25 protein-coding genes and 1 riboswitch are annotated in these 22,911 nt (G+C 39.4%); of the genes, 16 read left to right on the top strand and 9 right to left on the bottom strand.

What is annotated here, in order from left to right; translation table 11 throughout:
* Nucleotides 1-11 precede the first annotated feature (11 nt).
* Both D5F11_RS04765 and D5F11_RS27700 read right to left on the bottom strand, forming a co-directional pair.
* A complete protein-coding gene (locus D5F11_RS04765) occupies nt 12-2,051 on the bottom strand; it encodes a S9 family peptidase (protein ID WP_120116127.1) in 2,040 nt (679 codons plus the stop codon).
* Nucleotides 2,052-2,647: 596 nt separating this feature from the next.
* The gene (locus D5F11_RS27700) at nt 2,648-2,788 is read right to left on the bottom strand and encodes a YjcZ family sporulation protein (RefSeq protein ID WP_120116128.1); all 141 of its coding nucleotides are present in this window, start codon (nt 2,786-2,788) and stop codon (nt 2,648-2,650) included.
* A 136-nt stretch (nt 2,789-2,924) separates the two neighbouring features.
* On the opposite strand from D5F11_RS27700, the gene D5F11_RS25945 reads away from it, so the two are divergent.
* Nucleotides 2,925-3,083 carry a hypothetical protein gene (locus D5F11_RS25945; protein WP_185830505.1) on the top strand — a complete coding sequence of 53 codons (159 nt, stop codon included), beginning with the start codon at nt 2,925-2,927 and terminating at the stop codon, nt 3,081-3,083.
* A 78-nt stretch (nt 3,084-3,161) separates the two neighbouring features.
* Here the strand turns inward: D5F11_RS25945 and D5F11_RS04755 are convergent, their stop codons facing one another.
* The 3 genes from D5F11_RS04755 to D5F11_RS04745 form a co-directional block, all read right to left on the bottom strand.
* Nucleotides 3,162-3,245, bottom strand: a complete 84-nt coding sequence (locus D5F11_RS04755) for a YjcZ family sporulation protein (RefSeq protein WP_244861976.1) — start codon at nt 3,243-3,245, stop codon at nt 3,162-3,164.
* A gap of 216 nt (nt 3,246-3,461) precedes the next feature.
* Nucleotides 3,462-3,683, bottom strand: a complete 222-nt coding sequence (locus D5F11_RS04750; protein WP_120116130.1) for a hypothetical protein — start codon at nt 3,681-3,683, stop codon at nt 3,462-3,464.
* Between the two features lie 663 nt (nt 3,684-4,346).
* Nucleotides 4,347-5,654, bottom strand: a complete 1,308-nt coding sequence (locus D5F11_RS04745) for a nucleotide sugar dehydrogenase (protein WP_120116131.1) — start codon at nt 5,652-5,654, stop codon at nt 4,347-4,349.
* Nucleotides 5,655-5,902: 248 nt separating this feature from the next.
* Here D5F11_RS04745 and D5F11_RS04740 point away from each other — a divergent pair, with 248 nt between their 5' ends.
* Genes D5F11_RS04740 through D5F11_RS04725 form a run of 4 tightly spaced genes read left to right on the top strand, consistent with a single transcriptional unit; the run spans nt 5,903 to nt 10,012 of the window.
* Entirely contained in the window at nt 5,903-7,000 is a 1,098-nt protein-coding gene (locus D5F11_RS04740) for a DegT/DnrJ/EryC1/StrS family aminotransferase (RefSeq protein ID WP_120116132.1), read from the top strand.
* Complete coding sequence (locus tag D5F11_RS04735; protein ID WP_120116133.1) at nt 7,001-8,083, top strand: Gfo/Idh/MocA family protein; 1,083 nt, start codon at nt 7,001-7,003, stop codon at nt 8,081-8,083. It abuts the gene before it with no gap.
* A complete protein-coding gene (locus D5F11_RS04730) occupies nt 8,080-9,021 on the top strand; it encodes an NAD-dependent epimerase/dehydratase family protein (RefSeq protein WP_120116134.1) in 942 nt (313 codons plus the stop codon). The genes D5F11_RS04735 and D5F11_RS04730 overlap by 4 nt, the downstream gene beginning before the upstream one ends.
* A gap of 1 nt (nt 9,022) precedes the next feature.
* Nucleotides 9,023-10,012, top strand: a complete 990-nt coding sequence (locus D5F11_RS04725) for a glycosyltransferase family 4 protein (RefSeq protein ID WP_120116135.1) — start codon at nt 9,023-9,025, stop codon at nt 10,010-10,012.
* A gap of 48 nt (nt 10,013-10,060) precedes the next feature.
* Here the strand turns inward: D5F11_RS04725 and D5F11_RS04720 are convergent, their stop codons facing one another.
* Nucleotides 10,061-11,074: a DUF4855 domain-containing protein gene (locus D5F11_RS04720; protein ID WP_185830504.1), complete on the bottom strand. Its 1,014-nt coding sequence runs from the start codon at nt 11,072-11,074 to the stop codon at nt 10,061-10,063.
* 141 nt (nt 11,075-11,215) lie between these two features.
* Here D5F11_RS04720 and D5F11_RS04715 point away from each other — a divergent pair, with 141 nt between their 5' ends.
* Both D5F11_RS04715 and D5F11_RS04710 read left to right on the top strand, forming a co-directional pair.
* Complete coding sequence (locus tag D5F11_RS04715; protein WP_120116137.1) at nt 11,216-12,211, top strand: glycosyltransferase; 996 nt, start codon at nt 11,216-11,218, stop codon at nt 12,209-12,211.
* A 54-nt stretch (nt 12,212-12,265) separates the two neighbouring features.
* Nucleotides 12,266-12,958 (top strand): N-acetyltransferase, encoded by a 693-nt coding sequence (locus D5F11_RS04710; protein ID WP_120116138.1) that lies wholly within the window; start codon nt 12,266-12,268, stop codon nt 12,956-12,958.
* Nucleotides 12,959-12,990: 32 nt separating this feature from the next.
* On the opposite strand, the gene D5F11_RS25940 is transcribed toward D5F11_RS04710, so the two are convergent.
* Nucleotides 12,991-13,182: a hypothetical protein gene (locus D5F11_RS25940; RefSeq protein ID WP_120116139.1), complete on the bottom strand. Its 192-nt coding sequence runs from the start codon at nt 13,180-13,182 to the stop codon at nt 12,991-12,993.
* 278 nt (nt 13,183-13,460) lie between these two features.
* On the opposite strand from D5F11_RS25940, the gene D5F11_RS25935 reads away from it, so the two are divergent.
* On the top strand, nt 13,461-13,601 hold the full coding sequence (locus tag D5F11_RS25935) for a hypothetical protein (protein ID WP_185830503.1): 141 nt from the start codon (nt 13,461-13,463) through the stop codon (nt 13,599-13,601).
* A 169-nt stretch (nt 13,602-13,770) separates the two neighbouring features.
* Here D5F11_RS25935 and D5F11_RS04700 read toward each other — a convergent pair whose 3' ends face one another.
* Nucleotides 13,771-14,517 carry a TolB family protein gene (locus D5F11_RS04700; protein ID WP_120116140.1) on the bottom strand — a complete coding sequence of 249 codons (747 nt, stop codon included), beginning with the start codon at nt 14,515-14,517 and terminating at the stop codon, nt 13,771-13,773.
* A 175-nt stretch (nt 14,518-14,692) separates the two neighbouring features.
* Between D5F11_RS04700 and D5F11_RS04695 the strand changes: the two genes are divergently transcribed.
* From D5F11_RS04695 to D5F11_RS04660, 8 genes are all read left to right on the top strand, one after another.
* Entirely contained in the window at nt 14,693-14,929 is a 237-nt protein-coding gene (locus tag D5F11_RS04695; protein WP_126646504.1) for a hypothetical protein, read from the top strand.
* Nucleotides 14,930-14,949: 20 nt separating this feature from the next.
* Nucleotides 14,950-15,321 (top strand): BlaI/MecI/CopY family transcriptional regulator, encoded by a 372-nt coding sequence (locus D5F11_RS04690; RefSeq protein ID WP_281277063.1) that lies wholly within the window; start codon nt 14,950-14,952, stop codon nt 15,319-15,321.
* Nucleotides 15,322-15,329: 8 nt separating this feature from the next.
* Nucleotides 15,330-16,562, top strand: a complete 1,233-nt coding sequence (locus D5F11_RS04685) for a M56 family metallopeptidase (protein WP_185830502.1) — start codon at nt 15,330-15,332, stop codon at nt 16,560-16,562.
* 16 nt (nt 16,563-16,578) lie between these two features.
* Nucleotides 16,579-16,674: riboswitch (TPP riboswitch) on the top strand.
* A 106-nt stretch (nt 16,675-16,780) separates the two neighbouring features.
* On the top strand, nt 16,781-17,578 hold the full coding sequence (gene thiD / locus D5F11_RS04680; protein ID WP_120116144.1) for a bifunctional hydroxymethylpyrimidine kinase/phosphomethylpyrimidine kinase: 798 nt from the start codon (nt 16,781-16,783) through the stop codon (nt 17,576-17,578).
* A 687-nt stretch (nt 17,579-18,265) separates the two neighbouring features.
* Nucleotides 18,266-18,574, top strand: a complete 309-nt coding sequence (locus D5F11_RS04675) for a hypothetical protein (protein WP_120116146.1) — start codon at nt 18,266-18,268, stop codon at nt 18,572-18,574.
* Between the two features lie 197 nt (nt 18,575-18,771).
* Entirely contained in the window at nt 18,772-19,296 is a 525-nt protein-coding gene (locus D5F11_RS04670; protein WP_306428769.1) for a GrpB family protein, read from the top strand.
* 866 nt (nt 19,297-20,162) lie between these two features.
* Nucleotides 20,163-20,345 (top strand): hypothetical protein, encoded by a 183-nt coding sequence (locus D5F11_RS04665; RefSeq protein WP_126646502.1) that lies wholly within the window; start codon nt 20,163-20,165, stop codon nt 20,343-20,345.
* Between the two features lie 215 nt (nt 20,346-20,560).
* Nucleotides 20,561-21,445, top strand: coding sequence for a GNAT family N-acetyltransferase (locus tag D5F11_RS04660; RefSeq protein ID WP_120116147.1), 885 nt, complete (start codon nt 20,561-20,563; stop codon nt 21,443-21,445).
* Nucleotides 21,446-21,823: 378 nt separating this feature from the next.
* On the opposite strand, the gene D5F11_RS04655 is transcribed toward D5F11_RS04660, so the two are convergent.
* Nucleotides 21,824-22,693, bottom strand: coding sequence for a DMT family transporter (locus tag D5F11_RS04655; RefSeq protein WP_120116148.1), 870 nt, complete (start codon nt 22,691-22,693; stop codon nt 21,824-21,826).
* Nucleotides 22,694-22,911: the final 218 nt, after the last annotated feature.

Below are 22,911 nucleotides of genomic sequence, written 5' to 3'. Positions count from 1 at the left end.
GTTTTATTTCCTTATTTATTATTTGTACCAGTAGTCAACTTAAGGTGTTTCTGAAACCAGCTTAGAATATGTTCCAGTCGAATCACCCGATGCCAGGGGTTTCCAGAACGTGACAGCTCATGGGTATCATTGAGAAAGCGGACCATGCGCACGTTACGTCCCTGAAACTTCAGGGCAGTATAAAATTGTTCACCCTGTTCAATAGGAACTCGAAAATCGTGGGTGCTTCCAATGATTAAGAGCGGTGTTCGAACATTGGCCACATACTTGATTGGCGAGCGCTTCATATACTTTTCCGGAAACACCCAAGGTGGCCCACTATATTCATCGGCCTTTAAAAATCCACCGTCTGACGTACCAAATAAACTATACAGATTGCTGATGCCTCTCATCGAGACGGCAGCTTTGAAACGGTGGGTTTGGGTGACGATCCAGTTAGTCATATAACCACCGTAGCTTCCGCCCGCAACACCAAGACGGTTTGGATCGAGCAATCCCTTCGAAAGAACGTAGTCCATTGCCGCCATCAAGTCCATATAATCATGGTTTCCCCAATCGCCTCGGATAGCTGCGACAAACTCCTGTCCATAGCCCATGCTCCCGCGAGGGTTGGTATAAATCACGGCAAAACCTTGTGAAGCTAGCAGTTGGAATTCAAGGAAGAAGACATAGCCATACATAATCATCGGTCCACCGTGGATTTCCAGGATCGCAGGAATTAGACTTCGTGCAGACATCCTCCCAGGCGGATAAAGAATCCAACCTTCGACCTCCGGACCATTCGCCGAACGTGAGGAAAAACGGATCGGCTCGGAAATGGCAAGCTGACTGAGCCAATCTTGGTTCACTCTTGTTAGACGACGTTTGTTGGTAATCGTTTCATTAGAGATGTCAGCAACCCAGATGTCATTTGGCAGCGTAGCTGTAGTAATGGCCATCACCACCTGACGAGTGTCCAGAGTAAAGCTTACATTGTAAATGACTGAATTCCCAGTGGTCATTTGAATTGCTTGATTATCTGGAAGTGAAAAGCGCCAAAGATGAACGGCTCCGGCCTTACTTACACATGTATAAATGTTGTGACCATCAGGAGCCCAAGTTAAGCTAATCGAAGGCTCCTGATGACCGCGGATGTCCCCAATTGATTTATCACCTACGGGATAGGGGAAGCCGTTAGTTAATTCCCATGGCTCTCCCCCGGATGCAGCAACCATCCAAATGCCTGGGTTCGTATAACTGCCGTAACTCCGATCGTGTCCAACATAAGCAATCACTTGTCCATCAGGGGACCATGCTGGATGGTTGGCAGGCCCTTGACTTCGGGTTAACCGGTGAGGTTCTCCCCCTGTAGCAGCAATCACCCAAATATCATTGACTAAAGCGAGGTCTAAACGTTCTGGTGTCCTGTTACCGGCTACTGCGATGTATTGTCCATCGGGAGACCATGCCGGGGAAGAGTAGTTGTAGTCGCCAAACGTGAGCTGCTGGAATTTACCGCGATCAGGACCTACGACAGGGATAGTAAAAAGGTGCCAATGTTTCCCGACTAAATAACCAGTGGTGTCCAACTTATACTCAAGACGATCAATGACGAGCACATCTTCTGAAAAACGTTGTCTTGGTGTTTTTTTTCGACCATGCTTCTCTTCTGGGCCTTTTGGACCGACGTGAACGACACAAGCAATGGTACGGCTGTCCGGAGACCATACAGGAATTCCGCCGATGTATCGAATATTAGTGAGCGGTTCGGCTTCGCCACCTGTACTGGGCATGATCCAGAGTTGAGAGTGTCCCCGCCTTGTGGATACGAAAGCTAGCCATTTGCCGTCTGGGGACCAACGGGGAGCATAATCTAGACCAGGACCGGATGTATATTGTTGCGGTTCGGTTTCTCCGCTAGTGGAAACGAACCAAATGCGGCTGTAATATTTATTGGTAACACGATCCATCTTTGTTTCGACATAGACAATGCTCTTTCCATCAGGGGATATTTGCGGATCACTAACGATCTTTAATTCAAAAAGATCCTCAGGATTTAATGGTCTCTTCATTTCCAATCATTCCTTAATTTGTTTTTCTATATATTCTATTTAACTTGTTATCCGGATAGAAGTTTTACCATGGGATCCAATTGTTGAATTAGGGGATTGCCTAAAAAATTAATTGATGTTTGGCCAAAGGAAGAATTGAAGTTCAAATATTCTGGGGGCCTTGTCAATGCCTGCTGGTAGGTTAAAGGAACAAATATCTAATATTCCGCCTATGTATTGCGCCAGTTGTAGAACAACATTACTTTAAACGATGGGAGGCTTGTTTAACAACGTATTAGCATCTTTCTAGAATAAAGCGGGTTTTTTTGTAAAGCTTGCTGTCAAACACGTTATCAAAAACTATAAAGGTACGGCCGTGCAGAATACGCAGCAGCTAAAAAAAGTTGAGGGATTAAATAAAAATAAAAAGCCAATAATCTGGCCTCCATTTAACATTACACATCCCTCCTCATTGTAGGGGGCTTTTTCTTGTTTTTAAAATAGTATAGATACCATGAAACGGATAATAGAGCGCTTTAATGAAGCGCTCCTAGCGGTTAAGATGAGCCGAAATGGAATCGGAATCTGTTCCGGTTATTGCTTCATTCCTTAAGAGGCTAGTAACGGATAAATGCTGTGCCGACAATAATCAACAGAATGAAAAGCACCACGATTAACACAAAGGAAATACGCATGCCGTAACCACCTCCATACCCATAACCGCCGTACCCACATCTTTTCCCACAGCCGTAGGACATAAATATCCCCCCTTACAGGACTAATACAAATTATCCGGGTAAGTGTAAAACGAATAGGGACATGTGGACAAAAAAATGTGTGCTCCACTTATTTAACTTCATTCAGCAGAAATCTCCCACTTCTGTAAGTGGTGAGATGAATGCCTATTGGTATTCCATTCAGTGGGGGTTCAAACCCCGGCTGAATAAAGTTAAAGCCTCCGGCGGATGCCACAGATTTTCAGAGGAAATTTATCGAGCGGAGCTCGATAAAATCTGGGCGCAAATACGCCAAGGCGCATTTGATTACCTATGAACTGGCTATTCTAGTGGCTTTCAGGTTCGACTGCCACTTAAATTCGATTGAATCTCAACGAAGTAAACACTGAAGTAATTAATATCCGCCTCCAACAAAAGAAGCTCCTACAATGATAAGCAAAATAAATAATACTACTATCAAAGCAAATCCAGTTCCCATTCCTCCCATACTAAACACCTCCGCTGAACGAATTTGGGATGTATTAATACAAACCCATAAAATACTATATGTAGGTTTTAATAAGTGCATTGGACAAACGCATAAAATGAGAGAAAAATCGTCACTTGTCTGATAGGTCTATTCCCATGTCTATGAAATATTGAAAAAAGGCCCACGGAAGAACTCTTCTGGTCAACACAAAGTCAATAACGCATTTCAAACCGCGGATGAAGGGAGCTTTGTGCCCTTCTTTTCGAGTCTAGATGCAGACGATCCGACACAATTATTTGCTTCACTTGGTTCATCATAATAATGGATAGAAAATCCTAGTAAATCTGCTATTTGATCTATAATACTTAGATGATCAATTTGATAGGGATTAACTACATTAAGGGAAAAATAAATCTTGTGAATTTTCTTTTCTAGTAACCGCATCATATTTTATGCACCTTCTAAAAAGTAAATAAAAGGCTTTCAAGTAATGGCAGAATCTATTGAGTATGCACTAACAGAATTAACAGAAGTCGAAAAGAAGTATGTTGGTGTTAAAATACCTTGAATAAAGTGGACTTACACACTTTATTTGACAAACCCTTCTACTTCCAATTATCACTATATAATTTTCTGTAATATTTGATTTATCGTTAAATTCTGCACTGTGCTTAGAACTCACCTTGATAATTGGAGTGCTGTTAGTATCTGAACATAAGAAACAAGAAGCATTTTAAAACAGTGAAGAGTTTAAGGAACAGCTCTCGATATAAATTGAGGCAAAAAATAGTGAGTTATAACATAGACAAGGGTACGAAACGATATCATCTGCTGGTTTATTTGGTATGGAAACTCAATGAGCCACAGCGATAATTGCAGTTAACATCAAGCGAATCGTGAAAATCTTAAATAAAAAAGAAAAGGCAAAAGGCCATTTTCCGACTAGAACGCATACGGAAAATGGCCTTTTGTATCCACCTAAGATTAAAATGACAAAAAACATAAGTTTTTTAGTGTCCTCGATTTTGTTTGAGTTTTTTCTATAGAAAAATAAAAAGCATCGGCTTGCCGATGTTGTTAGCAACTTAATGGAATCAGTTTAGGCTGAGCTTACAGGACCGTCCCATCACCAAGCCGGACAACTGTTGCATTACCCTGTTTTCCAAGGGTCACATTTCTTGTATCAAACACTAGCGGGGCTTGTTGTAAAAGCTGTTCAAGTGGCAGGACGGAGTGATCCGTTAGGATGATGACGCAATCCATCTTGCTGATCAGCTCATCTGTCAATTCAATACTGGAGAAGTCTTTGTTTGCTACTTTAATAGAAGGTATATATGGATCATGATAATAGACTGCAGCCCCTTTTTCCATCAATTGCTCGATGATCTGTAAATTTGGTGCATCACGAATATCGGCTACGTCTTTTTTATAGGTAACTCCGTAAAGAAGAACTTTGGCCGTTGAGAGTGGTTTGGTTTTTAGAAGTTCTTCTGTCCGAGAGACGATATATTGGATAATTCGTGTATTGATGAAGTCTGATACGCTGATGAAGTGGCTACTTGTCTTCATTTCCTGTAGCTTCCATTGCAGATAGAATGGATCAACCGGAATACAATGTCCGCCAATTCCTGGCCCGGGATAGAACGGAGTAAAACCATAGGGCTTAGAGGATGCAGCCGCTACGACTTCCCAAATATTCACCTTTAATTGGTCACAAAGAATGGCCATTTCGTTAATAAAGGAAATATTCACAAACCGAAAAGTATTCTCTAGCAGCTTCGTTAATTCGGCGGCCTCGGTTGAAGAAACAGGAACAACTTGTTTGTAGATTTGGCTATATAAAGACAAAGCTCTTTCTAGACAATTTTCCGTCGTCCCCCCTAATACCTTAGGAATTTCATCGACCCGATAGCGGTCATTCCCGGGATCAATCCGTTCTGGGGAATTGGCCAAAAAGAAATCTTCCCCCACTGTTAATCCGCTTTTTTCAAGAATAGGCAATAATACATCTGTTGTAGTCCCTGGATAAGTAGAGCTTTCCAAAATGACAAGCTGCCCCTTATGCAGCCGCGTCTGAATGTCGTTCCCGACACTAATAATATAGGTGAGGTCGGGGGTTTTCTGAACAGTAATAGGTGTTGGTACACAAATAATAATCGAATTTACCTCTTGCAATTTATCAAAGTCACCAGTTGACTGGAAACGCCCGGTGTCGGCCAAGGCCTTTAATGTACTGTCACTGACATCGCCTATATAGCTGCGAGCTTGTTGAAGCATGGTTACCTTATTGGCATCCCGGTCAATTCCAATCACCCGAAAGCCTTTTTCAGCCAACATGACAGCCAAGGGCAGGCCTACATAACCAAGACCAATAACCGCTATTTTATCCCTTTCCTTTTGTGAATTATGGCTTTCCATTTTACAACGCTCCTTGTCTGAAAAATTTAAATACAAGTTAAAATATGTAAAGAGAAAGAGAATGGAATGGACAGGTATCCAACTATTAAAATTTAGGTGAAGTTTATTTCAAAAAATGACAAGTCTTCATAAAAAAATTGGACAGGATACATGGTTGCAAGCCGTTTCCATATCGAAAGGAATGTCATAGATTAGCTGTGAAAATAAAATTACTAACTTAATTGATTTAGAGATGAAGGGGGAAGGCTATGATAAACCTAGTAGATTTAAAACGTCAATTTCAAAGTGTAAAAAATGAAATTTTGCAGGAAATCGATGCCGTTATTGAAAGAGGCCAATACGTCCTAGGAACAAAAGTGCGTGAGCTAGAAGTAAAAATCGCGAAGCGGCTCGGTGTTTCAGATGCAATTGCGGTGGCCAACGGTACGGATGCATTAGTGCTGACTCTAGATGGATACGGAATTGGTGCGGGTGATGAAGTAATTACATCACCATTTACCTTCTTTGCCAGTGCTGAGGCCATTTCACGTGTCGGAGCAACACCTGTTTTTGCCGATGTCGATCCAGTCACATTCAACATCGATCCTAAGGAAGTAGAGAAAAAAATAACCTCCGCTACAAAGGCCATTATTCCTGTTCACCTATTCGGACAACCCGCCGATATGGATGAACTCAATGCATTAGCAAAAAAGTATGGATTATTTGTAATTGAGGATGCATGTCAGGCTTTTGGAGCGTCCTACAAGGGCCGGCCTGTCGGTGGGTTGGGGAATGCTGCTTGTTTCTCCTTTTTCCCAACGAAAAACTTAGGAACAATGGGAGATGGAGGTATGATTACAACCTCCGATTCAGAGTTGGCTAGTCAGATTCGCAAATTGCGAGCTCATGGTACGGCCCAAAAGTATTATCATGATCGAATTGGTTATAACAGCCGGTTAGATGAACTGCACGCAGCCATCTTGCTGGTTAACCTTGTTAACATTGAAGAATGGAATGGAAAAAGAAGAGCGTTGGCAGACCGGTATCGCCAATTGCTTGCGGATGCGGTCCATATAAGGATACCGCAGGAAGCAGACGATCATATTTATCATTTATATTGTTTGGAATCGGATCGACGTGCGGAGCTAATGGCAGCCTTGGCCAAGGCTAACATTCAATCCGGTGTCTATTATCCACGCTGTCTCCATCTACAAGAAGTTTACAGTGGACTTGGTTATCAAGAGGGAGATTTTCCAGTGGCAGAAAGGTTATCGGAAAAGTTATTTGCAATCCCCATGCATCCATTCTTAATGGAAGAGGAACAGGATCAAATTGTTTCCATCCTACGTCAGGAAGGAGGAAATTAAATGACCGTTCGCTTTGGGCTGATTGGCTGCGGTTTTATTTCGAGTAAGCATATCCAGGCATTAGCCAGCTGTGAAGAAGCAAAGCTAGCAGCTGTTAGTGATTTGCAGGAAGCACGTATGGAGGAAATGAAACAATATTATCTAACGATGTCAGGTCAAGAGGACTTGGTTAAGTCCTATCAGGACTATCAAGAATTGCTAAAGGATTCTACTGTTGATGCGGTCATTATTACTTCATCCTCCGGATTGCATGCGATAATGGCAAAGGCGGCGCTGCTGGCAAACAAGCATGTTGTGCTCGAAAAGCCAATGGCCCTATCAATCGAAGATTCGAATGAATTAGTAGCCTTGGCTGTCCAACAACAACGGGAGCTCATGGTGTGTCATCAGCTCCGCTTTCGACCGATTATGCAAACCATTAAAGGAATAATTGATTCCGGAAAGCTCGGCAGCCTTTATCTAGGTGTAGCATCGTTACGGATCAATCGTACATTGGACTACTACACATCAACGGCATGGCGAGGTAAATGGGCCAGTGACGGAGGAATGTTAATTAATCAAGGCATCCACGTTATTGATTTACTTCAATGGTTTCTTGGCGATGTTCAAACTGTTTATGGGGAAATCGGTCATTTTTCACAGGTAAAAGAAACAGAGGATGTCGCCTTGGGAATTATCCATTTTCAGAATCAAGCAATGGGCATGATTGAGGCCAATATTGTCACGAAGCCTGCTAACATGGGTTATTCCTTATCCATTTTTGGAGAGAAAGGAACGATTGTCCTTAATGGCCCCTCGCTCAATCAGATTTCGCGCTGGCATATTGAAGGAGAGGATACGAAGCTCGAGGAATTAGAGCAGCTGCTCGAGAATAGGATGGAACAGGTGTATATGTATGAAAATTTTATTGAGGCAGTGAAGTCTGAGAACAAGCATGTACTGATCGATGGATCAGAAGGGAAAAAAGCGCTTGAAATTATTTTTTCGATATACCAGTCCTATTTGGCTAAACAGACGATGTCCTATCCATTCCCGTCATTTTCTACCTCCGATATGAACAGAAAGGAAGAAAGTGAATTATGAATCTTGGAAAAGTAGTGGTGACCGGCGGAGCAGGGTTTCTAGGATCTCAGTTAGTAAAACGGCTGCTGCCAATCTCGGAGCATATTTATATTATTGATAATTTATCAACTGGAAATCACGCAGCTATCCCACAATCAGAAAAAGTGACTTTCTATAAAGAAAGTATAACAAATGAAAAAGTCCTTGAAGAAGTTCTTCCAAAGGTAGAGTATATCTTTCATTTTGCCTGCAAAAATCTCATTTTATCCGTTGAAAATATGACTGATGACTTTATGACGAACCTTTATGGTGGTTATTTGCTGCTGCAAAAGTCACAGGCCTGCTGTCCGCAGTTAAAACGGTTCATCTATGCTTCAACAACCTCTATCTATAGTAACGCCTCCACACTGCCTACACCTGAATCTTACTATAATATCAAGCTGCCGTATGCAGCCAGCAAATTCTCAATGGAGCATTATTGCCAGGTTTATTATCAAATGTACAAATTACCAGTGACAATTTTAAGGTTTTCCAATGTTTATGGTCCGGGTCAATTAGCAACGAACCCCTATTGCGGTGTTATTGCAAAATTTTTTGAAGCTGCCTTTCGTGATGAGGCGATGACGATATTTGGCGATGGTAGTCAAACCAGAGATTTTACTTATGTTGAAGATGCAATGGATGCGGTTATACTAGCAACAGTTGACGGCAAAGCGATCGGTAATGTCTATAATGTCGGTTCTGGAATTGAAACAACCATATTAAATCTGGCAAATGAGGTGCAAAAGGCAAGTGGAGCAGAGCCAAGGCTTGCATTTGCCCCAAAGCGGAAGGTAGATGTAGTAGAAAGAAGATGCATTTCTGCTGCTAAAATTCAGCAGGAGTTAAATTGGAAAAATACCCATTCTTTGACCGAGGGGATTATAAAGACCTATAACTGGCTAAAAGGAGAGGGATAGGTTGAAGATTTTTCACGGTACAACCGAAATCGCTGGCCAAATGGGAGTATTGAGCAGTGCCCTGAAGAGAAAGGGGCACTGTTCTGTTGGGTATAATACCTTTCACTCCTATTTAGAGTATACAGATCATCTGATTAATACAGATGAACAGGGCCTGAAGGAGCGATATCAAGAAATTCTGGATACCTATGACTTATTTCATTTTCATTATGGCACGACACTATCAACCGATTTCTCAGATTTATCGGAAATTCGGAAACGAAAAAAAAAGATGATTATGCATCATTGGGGGAACGATGTTCGTTTTCATGACCAAGCCCGACGCAATAACCCTTACGTTTATACCGGGGATTCCCCTCCTGATGAAATCATCCATGCAAAGCTTAAGCGCATTTCCAAACATATCAAGGAAGCGATTGTTCAGGATTATGAGGTATATGACTATGTGAAGGAATACTATGAAAAAGTGCATGTGGTCCCGATTGCCATCGAAATAGCCTCTTTTCAGCCATCCTATCCATCGGTTCAAAAGGATAGACCTTTGATTCTTCACGCTCCGACAAATCCTGACTTTAAGGGGACTTACTATATAGAGGAAGCGATTGAACGATTAAAAGGTCAGTACGATTTTCATTATCGCCGGATTGAAAAGATGAAGCATGAGGAGGTCATCAAGCTTTATGAGGAGGCTGACATCATCATTGATCAAGTTCGGTGCGGCTCCTATGGATTGCTGAGTGTCGAATCAATGGCGTTGGGCAAGCCGGTTTTAACCTATATTCGGCCAGATCTCGTTTCAACCTTTCCTGCCGGATTGCCGATTGTGAATACCAATCCTGACCTGCTTGATGAGCAGGTGAAGCAATTATTGGAGAATCCCCACCTGCGTAGAGAGCTGGGGATCAGAGGCCGTCGTTATGTAGAAACCTATCATACTAACGATGTTGTGGCGGAACAGCTGCTTAAGATTTATGAAAATATTAAGGTATAACTTCCGAATAACAAAGCTGATGGTCATGGCCATCAGCTTTCTCCATTCTTATCGGGAAACCTTCTTCTTTGAGCGGCGTTTTCTCCGGATAGCGGAAGATTTCCTTGCCGGTTTATACGAATTATTGATAAAGGAATGAAGCAGCGCATATTCATCAGGATGCTGCTTAATCAGATCCTGCATCGTTTGAAAAGGAAATTGATAGACAAGAAGGCTTTTTTCCATATATCCCGTATCATACCCGTAATCTAAATAATCAAGCAGCAGTTTATCCTTATACATTGCTCCTTTGCCTGCAGTGATTTGAATACCTGTATTATAATGCTCGGCAAAAATAGTGGCAGTATTAATCCATTTATGGTCAGGCCCCATGGCTCCATAAAAATTGGGATGGGAACAGGCCGCATCAAAGCCGAACCGTTGCCACTTTATACAGCCTGCAGATCCGTATTGCTGGAGCCAAAGTGACATGTATCCTTTCAGCCGGATATAGGCGTTTACTTTCCTGACTAGTTTTCCATCAATCTCATCGATTGACGCACGAGGCCAAACAAAGCCGCGAAAATTTAATTTGTCATGCAGATGGGTGGCCCGGTTCCATCGTCTAAGGAATTTACGGATCCACCATTTTAAGGCCAAGAAACGGTCCCTTTCTATTTTGAAATTCAACTCTCTTCGACCAAACCCCGTTTGCGTACGCATTGGGTAAGGCAGTGTTACCCATATGTCTGTTGTTTCTCCAGCGGCTGTGTTTCTGGCAACTGCATCAAAGTTGACCTTTCTTTCAAAGAGTCTGCTTATCGCTAGGTTCCAATCTACTTTTTCTGCTTCCTGACCTAGATAAGCATACATTGGATACAGATAATGATTCTTTCTTCCGCTAATCGCCTGAAAAATAAGGCCGTTGAACATTCTATCGACTTTCACGCCATTTTCTAGATAATGCAGATACGGCTCTAATTTTTTTGTTGTCCAAGTTGGATTCTCACTCTTTTCTCCATATGGGAGCAAGCACAGATGATTTTGGATTCCTAGTTCATCTGCAGTCAAAAATAGTGACAAGCATATCCCATCCTTTCTTTTTTATCCTAGTACAGCGTATGTATCATAGGATTAACGGTGAGTACGCATCTCCCCAATTATAGAAAAAGAAATGACCAACTTTTCTTCCGTGAATATACTATAGCGGAAGGAGAGATGTATATGAAAATTGTCCATGCATCAACTGAAATAGCAGGTCAAATGGGGATTCTTTGTAAGGAATTAAGAAAAAAGGATCATCAAGCGGCAGGATATAATACCTTTCACACCTATTTAAACTATCAAGGCGAAATCATTAATTCCGACGCTTTTGAAATTCTGAAGGATCTTGAATTTATAGTGCAAAAAAGCGATATTATCCACTTTCATAATGCAAATACATTTTTTTATGATTTCTCTGATCTGGGACTATTAAAAAAATTAGGTAAGAAGATGGTCATGCATCATTGGGGGAGTGATGTACGCACGGAAAAAATGGTTGGTTCGTTAAATCCCTATAAGCTTCCTCCCACTTATTTCTCCGATGAGGAAATTGATAGGCAGTTAAAAATAATATCAGCGCACATTGATACCGCCATTGTACAAGATTATGAGGCCTATCCTTATGTAAAAGACTACTATAAAAAAGTGTATGTTCTCCCGCTTGCATGTAATGTTGAGGATTTTACTGTCTCATATCCATCGATCGATAAAGAAAATCCGCTTATTATCCACGCCCCGACGAACCGTGCTTTTAAAGGCTCTGATCATATCGAAGCAGCAATAAAGAAGCTCAGAAAGAAGCTCAAAGGAAAAGGTAAATTCACCTATCAACTTCTTGAAAAGATGAGCCACGATCAGGCGCTCGCTAAATATAGAGAAGCGGATATCATCATTGATCAGTTATTATGTGGTACCTATGGAATGTTCAGTGTTGAAGCGATGGCGATGGGCAAACCTGTTGTGGCTTTTATCCGTGATGATGTCCGTAGGAAGTTTCCTAAAGACCTGCCGATTGTGCAAGCAACACCAGAAACATTGAAGGATGTATTACAAGATTTAATTAAGAATCCGAAAAAACGTCATGATATTGGTGTAGCAAGCAGAAAGTACGTGGAAACCTATCATGCGGCTGAACGGGTTACAGATAAATTAATAAAAATTTATCGGAAACTTTAAGGAATCAGTGAAGTTCTGTTTCATCATTCCTTATCAAAAGAAAGGAGCAAGGGAATGATTCATGCAACAGCGAAAATTGGTAATGACGTTACGCTGGGGGAGAACGTTGTTGTTGAAGAGAATGTCGTGATTGGTAATCACGTTTCGATCGGTCATCATGTAGTCATAAAAAAGGATACGATCATTGGCAATTACGTGCAAATCGGCGATCTGACCGTTTTAGGTAAGACGACGTCCTCGAATAAAAAAATGACACGAAAGCCCGGACAAATACTCAATCCACTAATCATAGAGGATCATGTAACAATAGGCTGCAATAGTGTGATTTACCGCCATGTGACCCTTGAGAATGGGGTATTTGTGGGGGATTTATCTAGTATTCGCGAAATGGTCATTGTCGGAGAGGACAGTATTGTTGGCAGAAATGCTATTGTCGAGACAAATACAAAAATTGGCAGACGTGTGACGATTCAAACAGGCTGTTATATAACTGCTGATATGGTGATTGAGGATGAGGTGTTCATTGGTCCATGCTGTTCGTCCTCAAACGATAAGTATATGGGGATGGGGAACTATAAGCATCAGGGGCCCATTATTTGCAAGGGGGCCAAAATCGGCAATAACGCGACCCTCCTTCCAGCTGTGATCATCGGTGAAAATGCTATCGTTGGAGCGGGAAGTGTGATTACAAAGGATGTTCCAGCCAATAAGACGGTCGTCGGGAATCCAGGTAAAATAATTAAATAAAATACAGACCCAGCCAATAGGCAGGAATTGGATTAATACTCGTAAAGAAACTTATATTCCATCTTCGAACGCATCTTTTGTTCTTTCTTTTGATTCGGAAGTTTATGTTGGAAGGCAACGCAGTATTTTCCTTGTATATCCATCCAAGTCTCTACGTAACTATTATCAAAGCCTATGAAGAACTCAGTCAAAAGAGTCGTTGTAAAACTTCGTTTTTCTCTCATTCACCTCAGCCACCCACGGAAGACGATGATGAAACAGATATAGAGTGCGAAACGTTACTTAATGAATTCACAAGAAGAAATAAGTATATTGACCGTCTTCATATCAATTCAAATTACACAACTCTCGCTCAACTTTGGCTAATAAAACAAACACTTAAATTACGAAAATGGCGTTTTGTTACAGATGAAGATCAAACAATAATGAAAGCTATTTATCGAGTTTTTAACTTCATTCAGCAGAACTCTCCCACTTCTATAAGTGGTGAGATGAATGCATATTGGTATTCCATCAGTGGGGGTTCAAACCCCGACTGAATAAAGTTAAAGCCTCCGGCGGATGCCACAGATTTTCAGAGGAAATTTATCGAGCGAAGCTCGATAAAATCTGGGCGCAAATACGCCAAGGCGCATTTGATTGATGAATTTCTATCAGAGGATGCCCATCATCTTCTTTGCAAAGTGGACCGTGATAAAAGTCTATAAGATGCATTTAAGGAACATATTATGGCTGAATCGAAGTTGAAATATTGGGGAGAAACTTATGGGTTTAAAGAAAAATCTTTAAATAAACTTGCTTCTAGTTCCTATTCAGATGAATATATCGCGAGTTAACCGGTGAGTTTCTCCCTCTTTAGCAGGAATCACCCAAATATCATTGACCAAAGCAAGGTCTAAACGTTCTGGTGTCCTGTTTCCAGCTAAAGCGATGTATAGTCCATCGGGAGACCATGGCGGGGAAGAGTAGTTGTAGTCACCAAACGTGAGTTGCTGGAATTTACCGCGATCAGGACCTACGACAGGGATAGTGAAAAGATGCCAATGTTTCCCGACTAAATAACCAGTGGTGTCCAAATTATACTCAAGACGATCAATGACGATCACATCTTCTGAAAACGTTGTATTGGCGTTTTTTTTTCGACCCTGGTCCTCTTCCGGGCCTTCCGCGCTAACATGAACGACACAAGCGATGGTTCGGCTATCTGGAGACCGCACAGGAATGCCACCTATATACCGAATATTAGTGAGAGGTTCGGCCTCGCCACATGTACTGGGCATGATCCAAAGTTGAGGATGCCCCCGCCTTGTGGATACGAAAGCTAGCCATTTGCCGTCTGGGGACCAACGGGGAGCAAAATCTAGACAAGGACCGGATGTAAATTGTTGCGGTTCGGTTTCTCCGCAAGTGGAAACGATCCAGATGCGGCTGCAATATTTATTGGTAACAGGATCCATCCTTGTTTCGACATAGACAATGCTCTTCCCATTAGGGGAAATTTGTGGATCACTGACGATTTTTAATTCAAACAGATCCTCAGGATTTAATGGCCTCTTCATTTCCAATCATTCCTTTATTTGTTTTGCTACATATTCTATTTAGTTTTGTTTCCGGATAGTAGTTTTATCTGGTGTCCTATTATTGACTTAGGGGATATTCCCTAAAAATTAATTAAAAGAAGTAATGGATTTTAACTTCATTCAGCAGAAGTCTCCCAGTTCTGCAAGTGGTGAGATGAATGCATATTGGTATTCCATTCAGTGGGGGTTCAAACCCCGGCTGAATAAAGTTAAAGCCTCCAGCGGATGCCACAGATTTTTAGAGGAAATTTATCGGGCGGAGCTCAATAAAATCTGGGCGCAAATACGCCAAGGCATATTTGATAACATTTTACAAACCAACAGCCGATTTTTTATTGACATATACTACAGACGTGTAGTACTGTTTAAATACTACAGTTATGTAGTATAAATTTCAAAGGGGTGAAAGAGGTGAATTTTTATAAGTTGTCTGAAACCGAAGAGGAGTTGATGAATGTAATATGGGAACAAAATCGATCGTTCAGATCAACAGAATTATTAGACTTCTTTAATCGTGAAAAAGGGAAACGATGGAAATCCCAAACCCTTACCACGTTTTTGACAAGGTTGGTGGACAAGGGGATGCTGGATGTAAAAAAAGATGGTAGGTCAAATGTGTACATCCCACTTCTTTCAATAAAAGAGTATAGAAAGAGAGAAGCCCAAAGCGTATTAGATAGGATGTATAAAGGGTCGGTCAGGAACTTTTTAGCATCATTATATGACGAAAAAGTTCCTCCAGATGAAATGGAGGAACTCAAAAAATGGTTTTCAGATAAGTAGGTGTGATGATGAATGAGTGGCTAAGGATATTGGTTTCATTGACAGTTGCGGGAAGTGTTGTTTTATTACTTTCCTTTTTGATCACGTATGTTACAAAGGAGTCATTGTCTGCAAAATGGAGTTATTGGAGTAGAAAAATGTCTCTTTTCTTTTTTCTGGTTCCAATATTTTTTACTACTGAATTCCTTTCTATTTTCAGAAAAGAAAACCCTGATATTTCTTTTGGGAGTCAGTCTGTAATACATCAGAACACACTATCGTTACCATTGACGTTCGTCCAAGTTTTATTTGCGGTTTGGATTACAGGAGTAATCGTCACAAGTGTTTGGGCTTTTTTCTCGTATCAGAGGTTTATGAAGAAGATGAAAGCGTCTTGTTTTATACTGTCGGAAGAAAGTGAAGTACGGAAACTGTTTAATAAAAATGTGAATCGTATGAATCTCTCAACTGCTATAGAAATTGCGTATTGTAATTGTAATATGAGTCCAGTTTTTATTGGGATATTCAAACCTATTATCGTGTTGCCGATATATAAGATTCCCAATGATGAATTAGATATGATTATTAAGCACGAATTGATTCACTTTAAGAAAAAAGATTTATGGATAAGAAGAGCCGTATTAATCGCTAGTATTGTGCATTGGTACAATCCATTTGTTTATTTATTACAAAAAGAGGTGCATCTGTGGAGTGAGCTTTCTTGTGATGAAGATGTAGTAATGGAGATGTCACAAACTGAAAGAAAGAAATACGGCGAAACAATATTAAATATGATTGAACGTGCAAACCTGCACCCTGATTCTTATTTTCTAGGAGTGTTTTTTTCAACTGAACAACTGAATTTAAAAAGGAGATTGATCAAAATGTTACATGTTAAAAAAATGAGTAAATCTGTTATGGCTTTATCCACTTTTGCATTATTGGGCCTCGGAAGTATTGGAGTAGGAGGAGCTGTATTAGCCCAACAAAATACACCATCTGTTTCAGAAGAAGATAAGGTTGCTGAGTTAGTCCCAGCAAAAGAAAATAAAACAGAAGTTGGAAGTATAGAAGTAGGAGGACCTACAGAAACACTATCTGTTTCAGAAGAAAGTGATGTTCCGAAATTAGTCCCAGTATCAGAAAATAAAACAGAAGTTACAGAAGTCGAGAGTATTGAAGGAGAAGGAGCTACACAAAATACACCATCTGATTCAGAGGAAAGTGATGTTCCGAAATTAGTCATTATTTCACAACATTAAAATTGAAAAAATATAGTAATTTTTGCAGGGGGACTATTAGTTGAGAAGGTTAAAACCTGACCCTTTGAACCTGTTAGTTAATACTGACGTAGGGAGCAAATAACATTTGATAGTGTTGTTTACCCTTGTCCCAGGACAAGGGTTTTTTAATATAAAAAAGGAATAAAGAATTTCATATGTTGATTGAAAAATATTAGAGCAGAATGGGGATTTTAGGTATGAAAAAAGTATTAAGTATTGCTGGTTCAGATTGCAGCGGTGGTGCTGGAATTCAAGCAGACTTAAAAACCTTCTCAGCTCATGGAGTTTTTGGAATGAGCGCTATTGTTTCGGTAGTAGCTGAAAATACGAGTCGGGTTATTGATATTCAAGATGTAAGCCCTGATATGATTGAAAAACAAATCGATGCAGTTTTTGAAGATATAGATGTGGACGCAGTGAAAGTTGGTATGCTATCACAGCCTGAATGCATGACATCTGTTGCAGGAAGGATGGAACAATATGCTCCCTCCAATATTGTTATAGATCCAGTTATGTATGCGAAAAACGGTTGTCCACTTATGAATCCTGATGCAATAGACACTCTAATCAAAACTGTTATTCCGTTAGCCGACCTTGTTACCCCAAATATACCTGAAGCGGAGAAGATCACAGGTATAGAAATTAATAACATTGAAGACATGAAACGATCTGCAAAAGCGATTTATAAAATGGGCTGTAAAAATGTCCTTGTAAAAGGTGGTCATGCCACAGGAAACGCACTGGATATATTGTTCGACGGAGATCAATATTATTCGTTCGACGCACAGAGAATTAATACAAAAAATACGCATGGCACGGGCTGCACCTATTCATCCGCTATTGCATCCAATCTCGCTTTGGGATGTGATGTACAGGAAGCGGTACATAGAGCGAAGGAATATATCACAACCGCAATTCAGCATTCCTTATCAATTGGAAAGGGCAACGGCCCTACTCATCATTTTTATGAGCTTTACCAAAGTGGACTAAAGTGATAAGTAAGCCGAGTGTTTACTTGAATTGTAATGAAAATGGGGATATTCAAGCTAGGCGGAGTTTGGTCATTGAAACATGCGCTATAACCACGATTACGGTCCCTCCCCAATTACTTGCTGAGGAGGAGTTGAGACTGGGTTCGATGAACTTGACGACAGGCTTGTGGAACAGGGATGGGGCAGTTTCTCAAAAGGTGGTATGAACCGTTAAAGGTTATTGCTGAATAAAGACATCATCCTTGGCTTTCAAATTATAGGATTTAACTTCATTCAGCAGAAGTCTCCCACTTCTGTAAGTGGTGAGATGAATGCATATCGGTATTCCATTCAGTGGGGGGGCCAAACCCTGGCTGAATAAAGTTAAAGACTCCGGCGGATGCCACAGATTTTCAGAGGAAATTTATCGAGCGTAGCTCGATAAAATCTGGGCGCAAATACGCCGAAGCGCATTTGATATACAGAGAAAAAAGCAGCTAGAAACGCAGAAATTGAGATGGAACGAAAAGGACTCCTTAACAACGGGAGTCCTTTTCTTGTGGAGAATTAGCGTTCTTTTGTGTGATGTCCGAAAGAGAAGCCGAACTATCCGAAGAAATAGAAGTTGTTCAGAGGTAATGTGGACAAATTATTCATTCATATACTCATAATGCGTTCGGTTGAACATCAGGAAAAGGAAGTGACGTACTCATGCTGGCTGATGTTTTGATGGTTGAGGATATCAAAATGACACATGACTCAAAAGAAAAATTAATAAATAGTAAGCCACTTCTTAAAGATACTGGTTCGTTTCGAGAAACCGGAATAGATCGAGCACAGGAAGAAAAAGTTATGGAGGAATATGACATCATTCAAATTCAGGGGAAACATGGACTAGTAAAGCTTCATGTTCCCAAAAGGGAACCGACCCAGGAAGAGATTGATGAACTATATAGGACGGTTGCAGAAGTTGCAATAGATATATATTTTAAGGAAGAAAAAGCCGCATCGAAAAAGTAGCAGCTTTTTAACCCTCCAGATTTACCTGATTATTTTCGGGAATATTTTGAATATTATATGTTTGATTCGGGAGCAGTTGAGGTACGGTTCATTGAAAAACCGGATTCAAATATTGTAAATATTGTCGTGTAAGGGATTTTATGTTACATTTATGGGACGCTCAGATGAGTTGGAAGTAAATTTTAAGGAGCGTTTTTATGTCAATGCAAATCAATGTTGTACCGTACCAAGAAGAATGGGAGATGCTTTTTCAGAAAGAAGCAGAATCTCTTCAAAAGTCACTTGGGGAAGAAATTGTTTCAGTTCTTCATATTGGTAGTACTTCGGTGAAAGGACTAAAAGCAAAGCCAATCATTGATATTCTGCTAGTCGTTAAAAAAATTGAATCATTGGATCAGTATGATAATCTCTTTCGTTCCATGGGGTATGAGCCACGTGGAGAACTAGGCATCAAAGGAAGACGATACTATGCAAAGGGTGGTTATTATCGCACTCATCAAATCCATGCATTTCAATTTGATAACGTGTATGAAATTCAGCGTCATTTAAGCGTAAGGGATTACTTAAGAGCCCATCCAGATATTGCAAGAGAATATGGTGAAATTAAGGTTAATGCTGCACAACGACATCCAGAAGATATAGAAGGATACTGTGATGAAAAAGATGGATATGTGCAACAATTAGAAAAACAAGCACTGAAATGGACCTGGCAACAGGGCTAATAATGACTTAATAAAACTTCAAGATAACAGAAGTGAACTGACCCGATAGAATGAGAATAGAATAAAAACATCTCTGTTGAATTCATTGAGATGGGCTAACCAAATATTTTGAGACAACATATAACATCTTCGAACGGGTATATAGAGATATATACCCAAAGTTCGGAGGTGTTTTTTCATGGAGAAAAGAGAAGAGTCGGAATAAATAAAAATTTAATTTTGGTTATACGAAATGTCAATACTGTTAATCGGAATGCACTATTAAAATAATTGAGATGCTATTTTGCAACTCGTTCGCGGTTGGTACATATGATACATCGCTCATATGTACCAACCTTTATTTTTTAAGCCTTATTCCAATTTTAGAACTGATAATTCCGAATGGTCAAATACATTTGTAATTTAACATTTCTTTGTTGATCTTAACACAATGTCAAGGCCTAGAATAAATTTGGATTTGTAGAAAGAGTGAAAACGTTTGAGAAGTAAAGAAAACATAGCACATTATAATGATAAAGGCACCCTCCATGGCAGCAAAAAAGATATACTGTTACCCATTGCAAGAAAGTTGTACTGGTCCACTCTTTGGTTGTGATTTAGGCAAAGGGGTGTTTTATGTTAAAAAGAAGAAGGTGAGTATCGGATGATTTATAGAACATTTATATTAATAAAAAAATTCGCGAAATAAAAAGTAGACAAAAAATATAAAAGGTGATAGTATATCTTTATTCTTAAAAACAGAAGGGAAATTAGACTTTTATGCTAAAACTTATTATTGCAATTTAAGTTCCAATGAATTTAATAGGAGGGCAATTCTATAATTTAACTTCATTTAGCAGAACTCTCCCACTTCTGTAAGTGGTGAGATGGATGCGTATTGGTATTCCATTCAGTGGGAGTTGAAACCCCGGCTGAATAAAGTTAAGCCTCCGGCGGATGCCTCAGATTTTCAGAGGAGATTTATCGAGCGGAGCTCGATAAAATCTGGGCGCAAATACGCCAAGGCGCATTTGATTTATAGGTTTATTTGTGATGCCCTTTTGCGATAACTAAGAGAAGTGATATAATGTCTAATCCATATAAGCAGATAAATAAATTTATGTAACCCAACTAAAGGCAGGCACTAGCTTTGGGCGGGCTAACTTTATTTTTTTGCGTTTAAAAAGACTTTATGAGTTTATTCTCATGGAGTCTTTTTCTGTTTTTAGGAGGTGGTAATTCCCAAAAACCAAAGTGATTGAAACAAAAATTGGAGGGAATTTAAATGGAAAAATATGAATTAGTAAGTGATTATCGTAATAATGAAAGCTTGAAGGAGAGTTTTAATGCCTTAGCTATGAAAACATTCAAATTAGATTTGCGAGGCTGGTACAACAAAGGGTATTGGAATGACAAATATGTATCATATTCATTTGTTGATGAAGGTAAGGTTATTTCAAATGCTTCAATTAATAAAATGTCAATAATTATTGATGGTAAAATGTATAAAGGGATTCAAATTGGTACAGTAATGACAGATGAAAATTACCGCAATCAAGGTTTGGCTAAGCAATTAATGCAACATATTATGAAAGAATACGAAAATACCTGTGATTTCATGTATCTTTTTGCGAATGATACTGTATTGGATTTTTACCCGAAGTTTGGCTTTACACGTCTAAATGAAAGTGAGTTTAGCTTTGACCTCGCAAAAAGCTCAATTCAAATGAATATGGATGCGAAAATAAAGCAGCTTACTATTAAAAATGATCTTGCACTACTTGAAAAATTTGCGAAAAATCGCCATGTAAACTCAATGATTTTAGATGTTGAGCATAATGAAAGTTTGTTAATGTTTTATTTCACAGTAGTATTTCATGAAGCCATTTTCTATGTGGAAGATTTAGAAACGATTGTGCTAATGGAGGAAGAAGAAGATACTCTGCATATTTTCGATATCATTTCGTTAAATGCTCCAAATGTTGAAGCTGTAATAGCAAGCATTGTGAAGGAAACAACGAAAAAAGTGGTATTTTATTTCACACCTGATTTTACAATCGAGGGCATGACAGCAACCATTATGCCAAATGATGATGATGCTTTATTCGTCTTAACGAAAAAATCATTACTGAAGGGCAACTTTATGTTCCCGTTAACATCACATTGTTAATTGGAGTGAAATATCTATACTGGAGTTAGTAATGATACAGCTTGCACTTTAGGCACTTGTACCAATATGGTGCTGGCGGGGAAATACTTAAAAGCTCTTGTAAAGGTAGAAAAGGATTAGTACTAACTTCATAAGAGTTAGTTTAAATGATTGGAAATTATCGCAAAATGAAGTATGCATAAATATTGGTTAATAAAGCTTCTTAGTAAACTCGAAGATTTTTCTATATATTGACGCTATGGAGGAAATGAGCAATCTGAAAGTAAAGTAATCCAATGTATTATAGATGACGTTGAAAAAGAAAAATCCTAGCGGGGGTAAAATCCGCTAGGATTGAAGTTTAACTTTTGGGGTTCAGTACAGAAGCCCTTTGTTTATTTAATTGATGCGGTGCCTTGTTTTGTGCATTTCACTCATAAAGGTTGACCCCAGCAGGAGAATGGCGCCAATAATTTGTGGGATAGTCATTTTTTCACCAATGATCATAGTTGAAATGACCAACGATGCAAGTGGATCAATATAGCTTAGAATCGCGATGCTTTGTCCTTTTAAATTACTCATCCCTAAAAAGAAGAGGTAGAATCCAATACCTACATGCAGAATGCCCAATGTTATGAGTAAAAGAAGTGATGTCATATCGATTTGCAACACTTTAAATCCGTTTGTCCCATAAATATAAGGAATAAGAAATAACGCTGCTAAAGTAAGTTGAATGATTGTATTTTCAGGTTCTTTTATTCCACAAATAAATTTATTTATAAAAGTGAGGAGTGTATAGAAACAAGCTGCAATAAGTCCATAAAGGATACCAGCATAATGTTTTCCCTCACCAGCTGTTTGGTTTTGTACAATAAAAAACAGCCCAACAAGTGCCAAGCAAACATAGATTATCTTTCTTAACGATAAACTTTCTTTTAAGATAATAGGGGATAGAAAAATAACCAAAACTGGCGCAAAGTAGTAGCTCAGTGCAGCATTTGCGATAGTCGTCTCTTTATATGCTTGGAAAAGAAAAATCCAATTGCCGCATAAAGCAATACTTGAAAGCATTAAAGGCCATTTATTTTTCAGAATGATTTTCCCCGTAAATTTACCTTTCTTATATAAGAAAATAAAAAGTGAAAAACTAGAGCCAATCAGACTCATCCATAAAGCAATTTTACTTGAAGGTAGCTGAATATACTTTGCAAAAACACCTACAGCTCCAAAGATAATCATTGATAAAATAAAAGATAATTTTTCTCTCACTTCTAAATCCCACTTTCTACATGTATATAGTAGTTAGAATGATATATACAGTAGAATCTATTAAGGATTAGCAAGCTTTTATTGAATGCCTAAACAGTAGATTCTACTGTGCAGACATTTTTGGGGGTGAAATTGATCGAAACATAAATATCCCTCCTTGTATGCTGTTATTTGATCATTATACTGCTCAATTTTTATCCATAAAGAAAAATTTTGAC

It is taken from the genome of Siminovitchia terrae (genome assembly GCF_003605405.2).
Classification (GTDB): domain Bacteria; phylum Bacillota; class Bacilli; order Bacillales; family Bacillaceae_C; genus Siminovitchia; species Siminovitchia terrae.
This window is presented reverse-complemented; position numbering and strand designations above follow the sequence as displayed.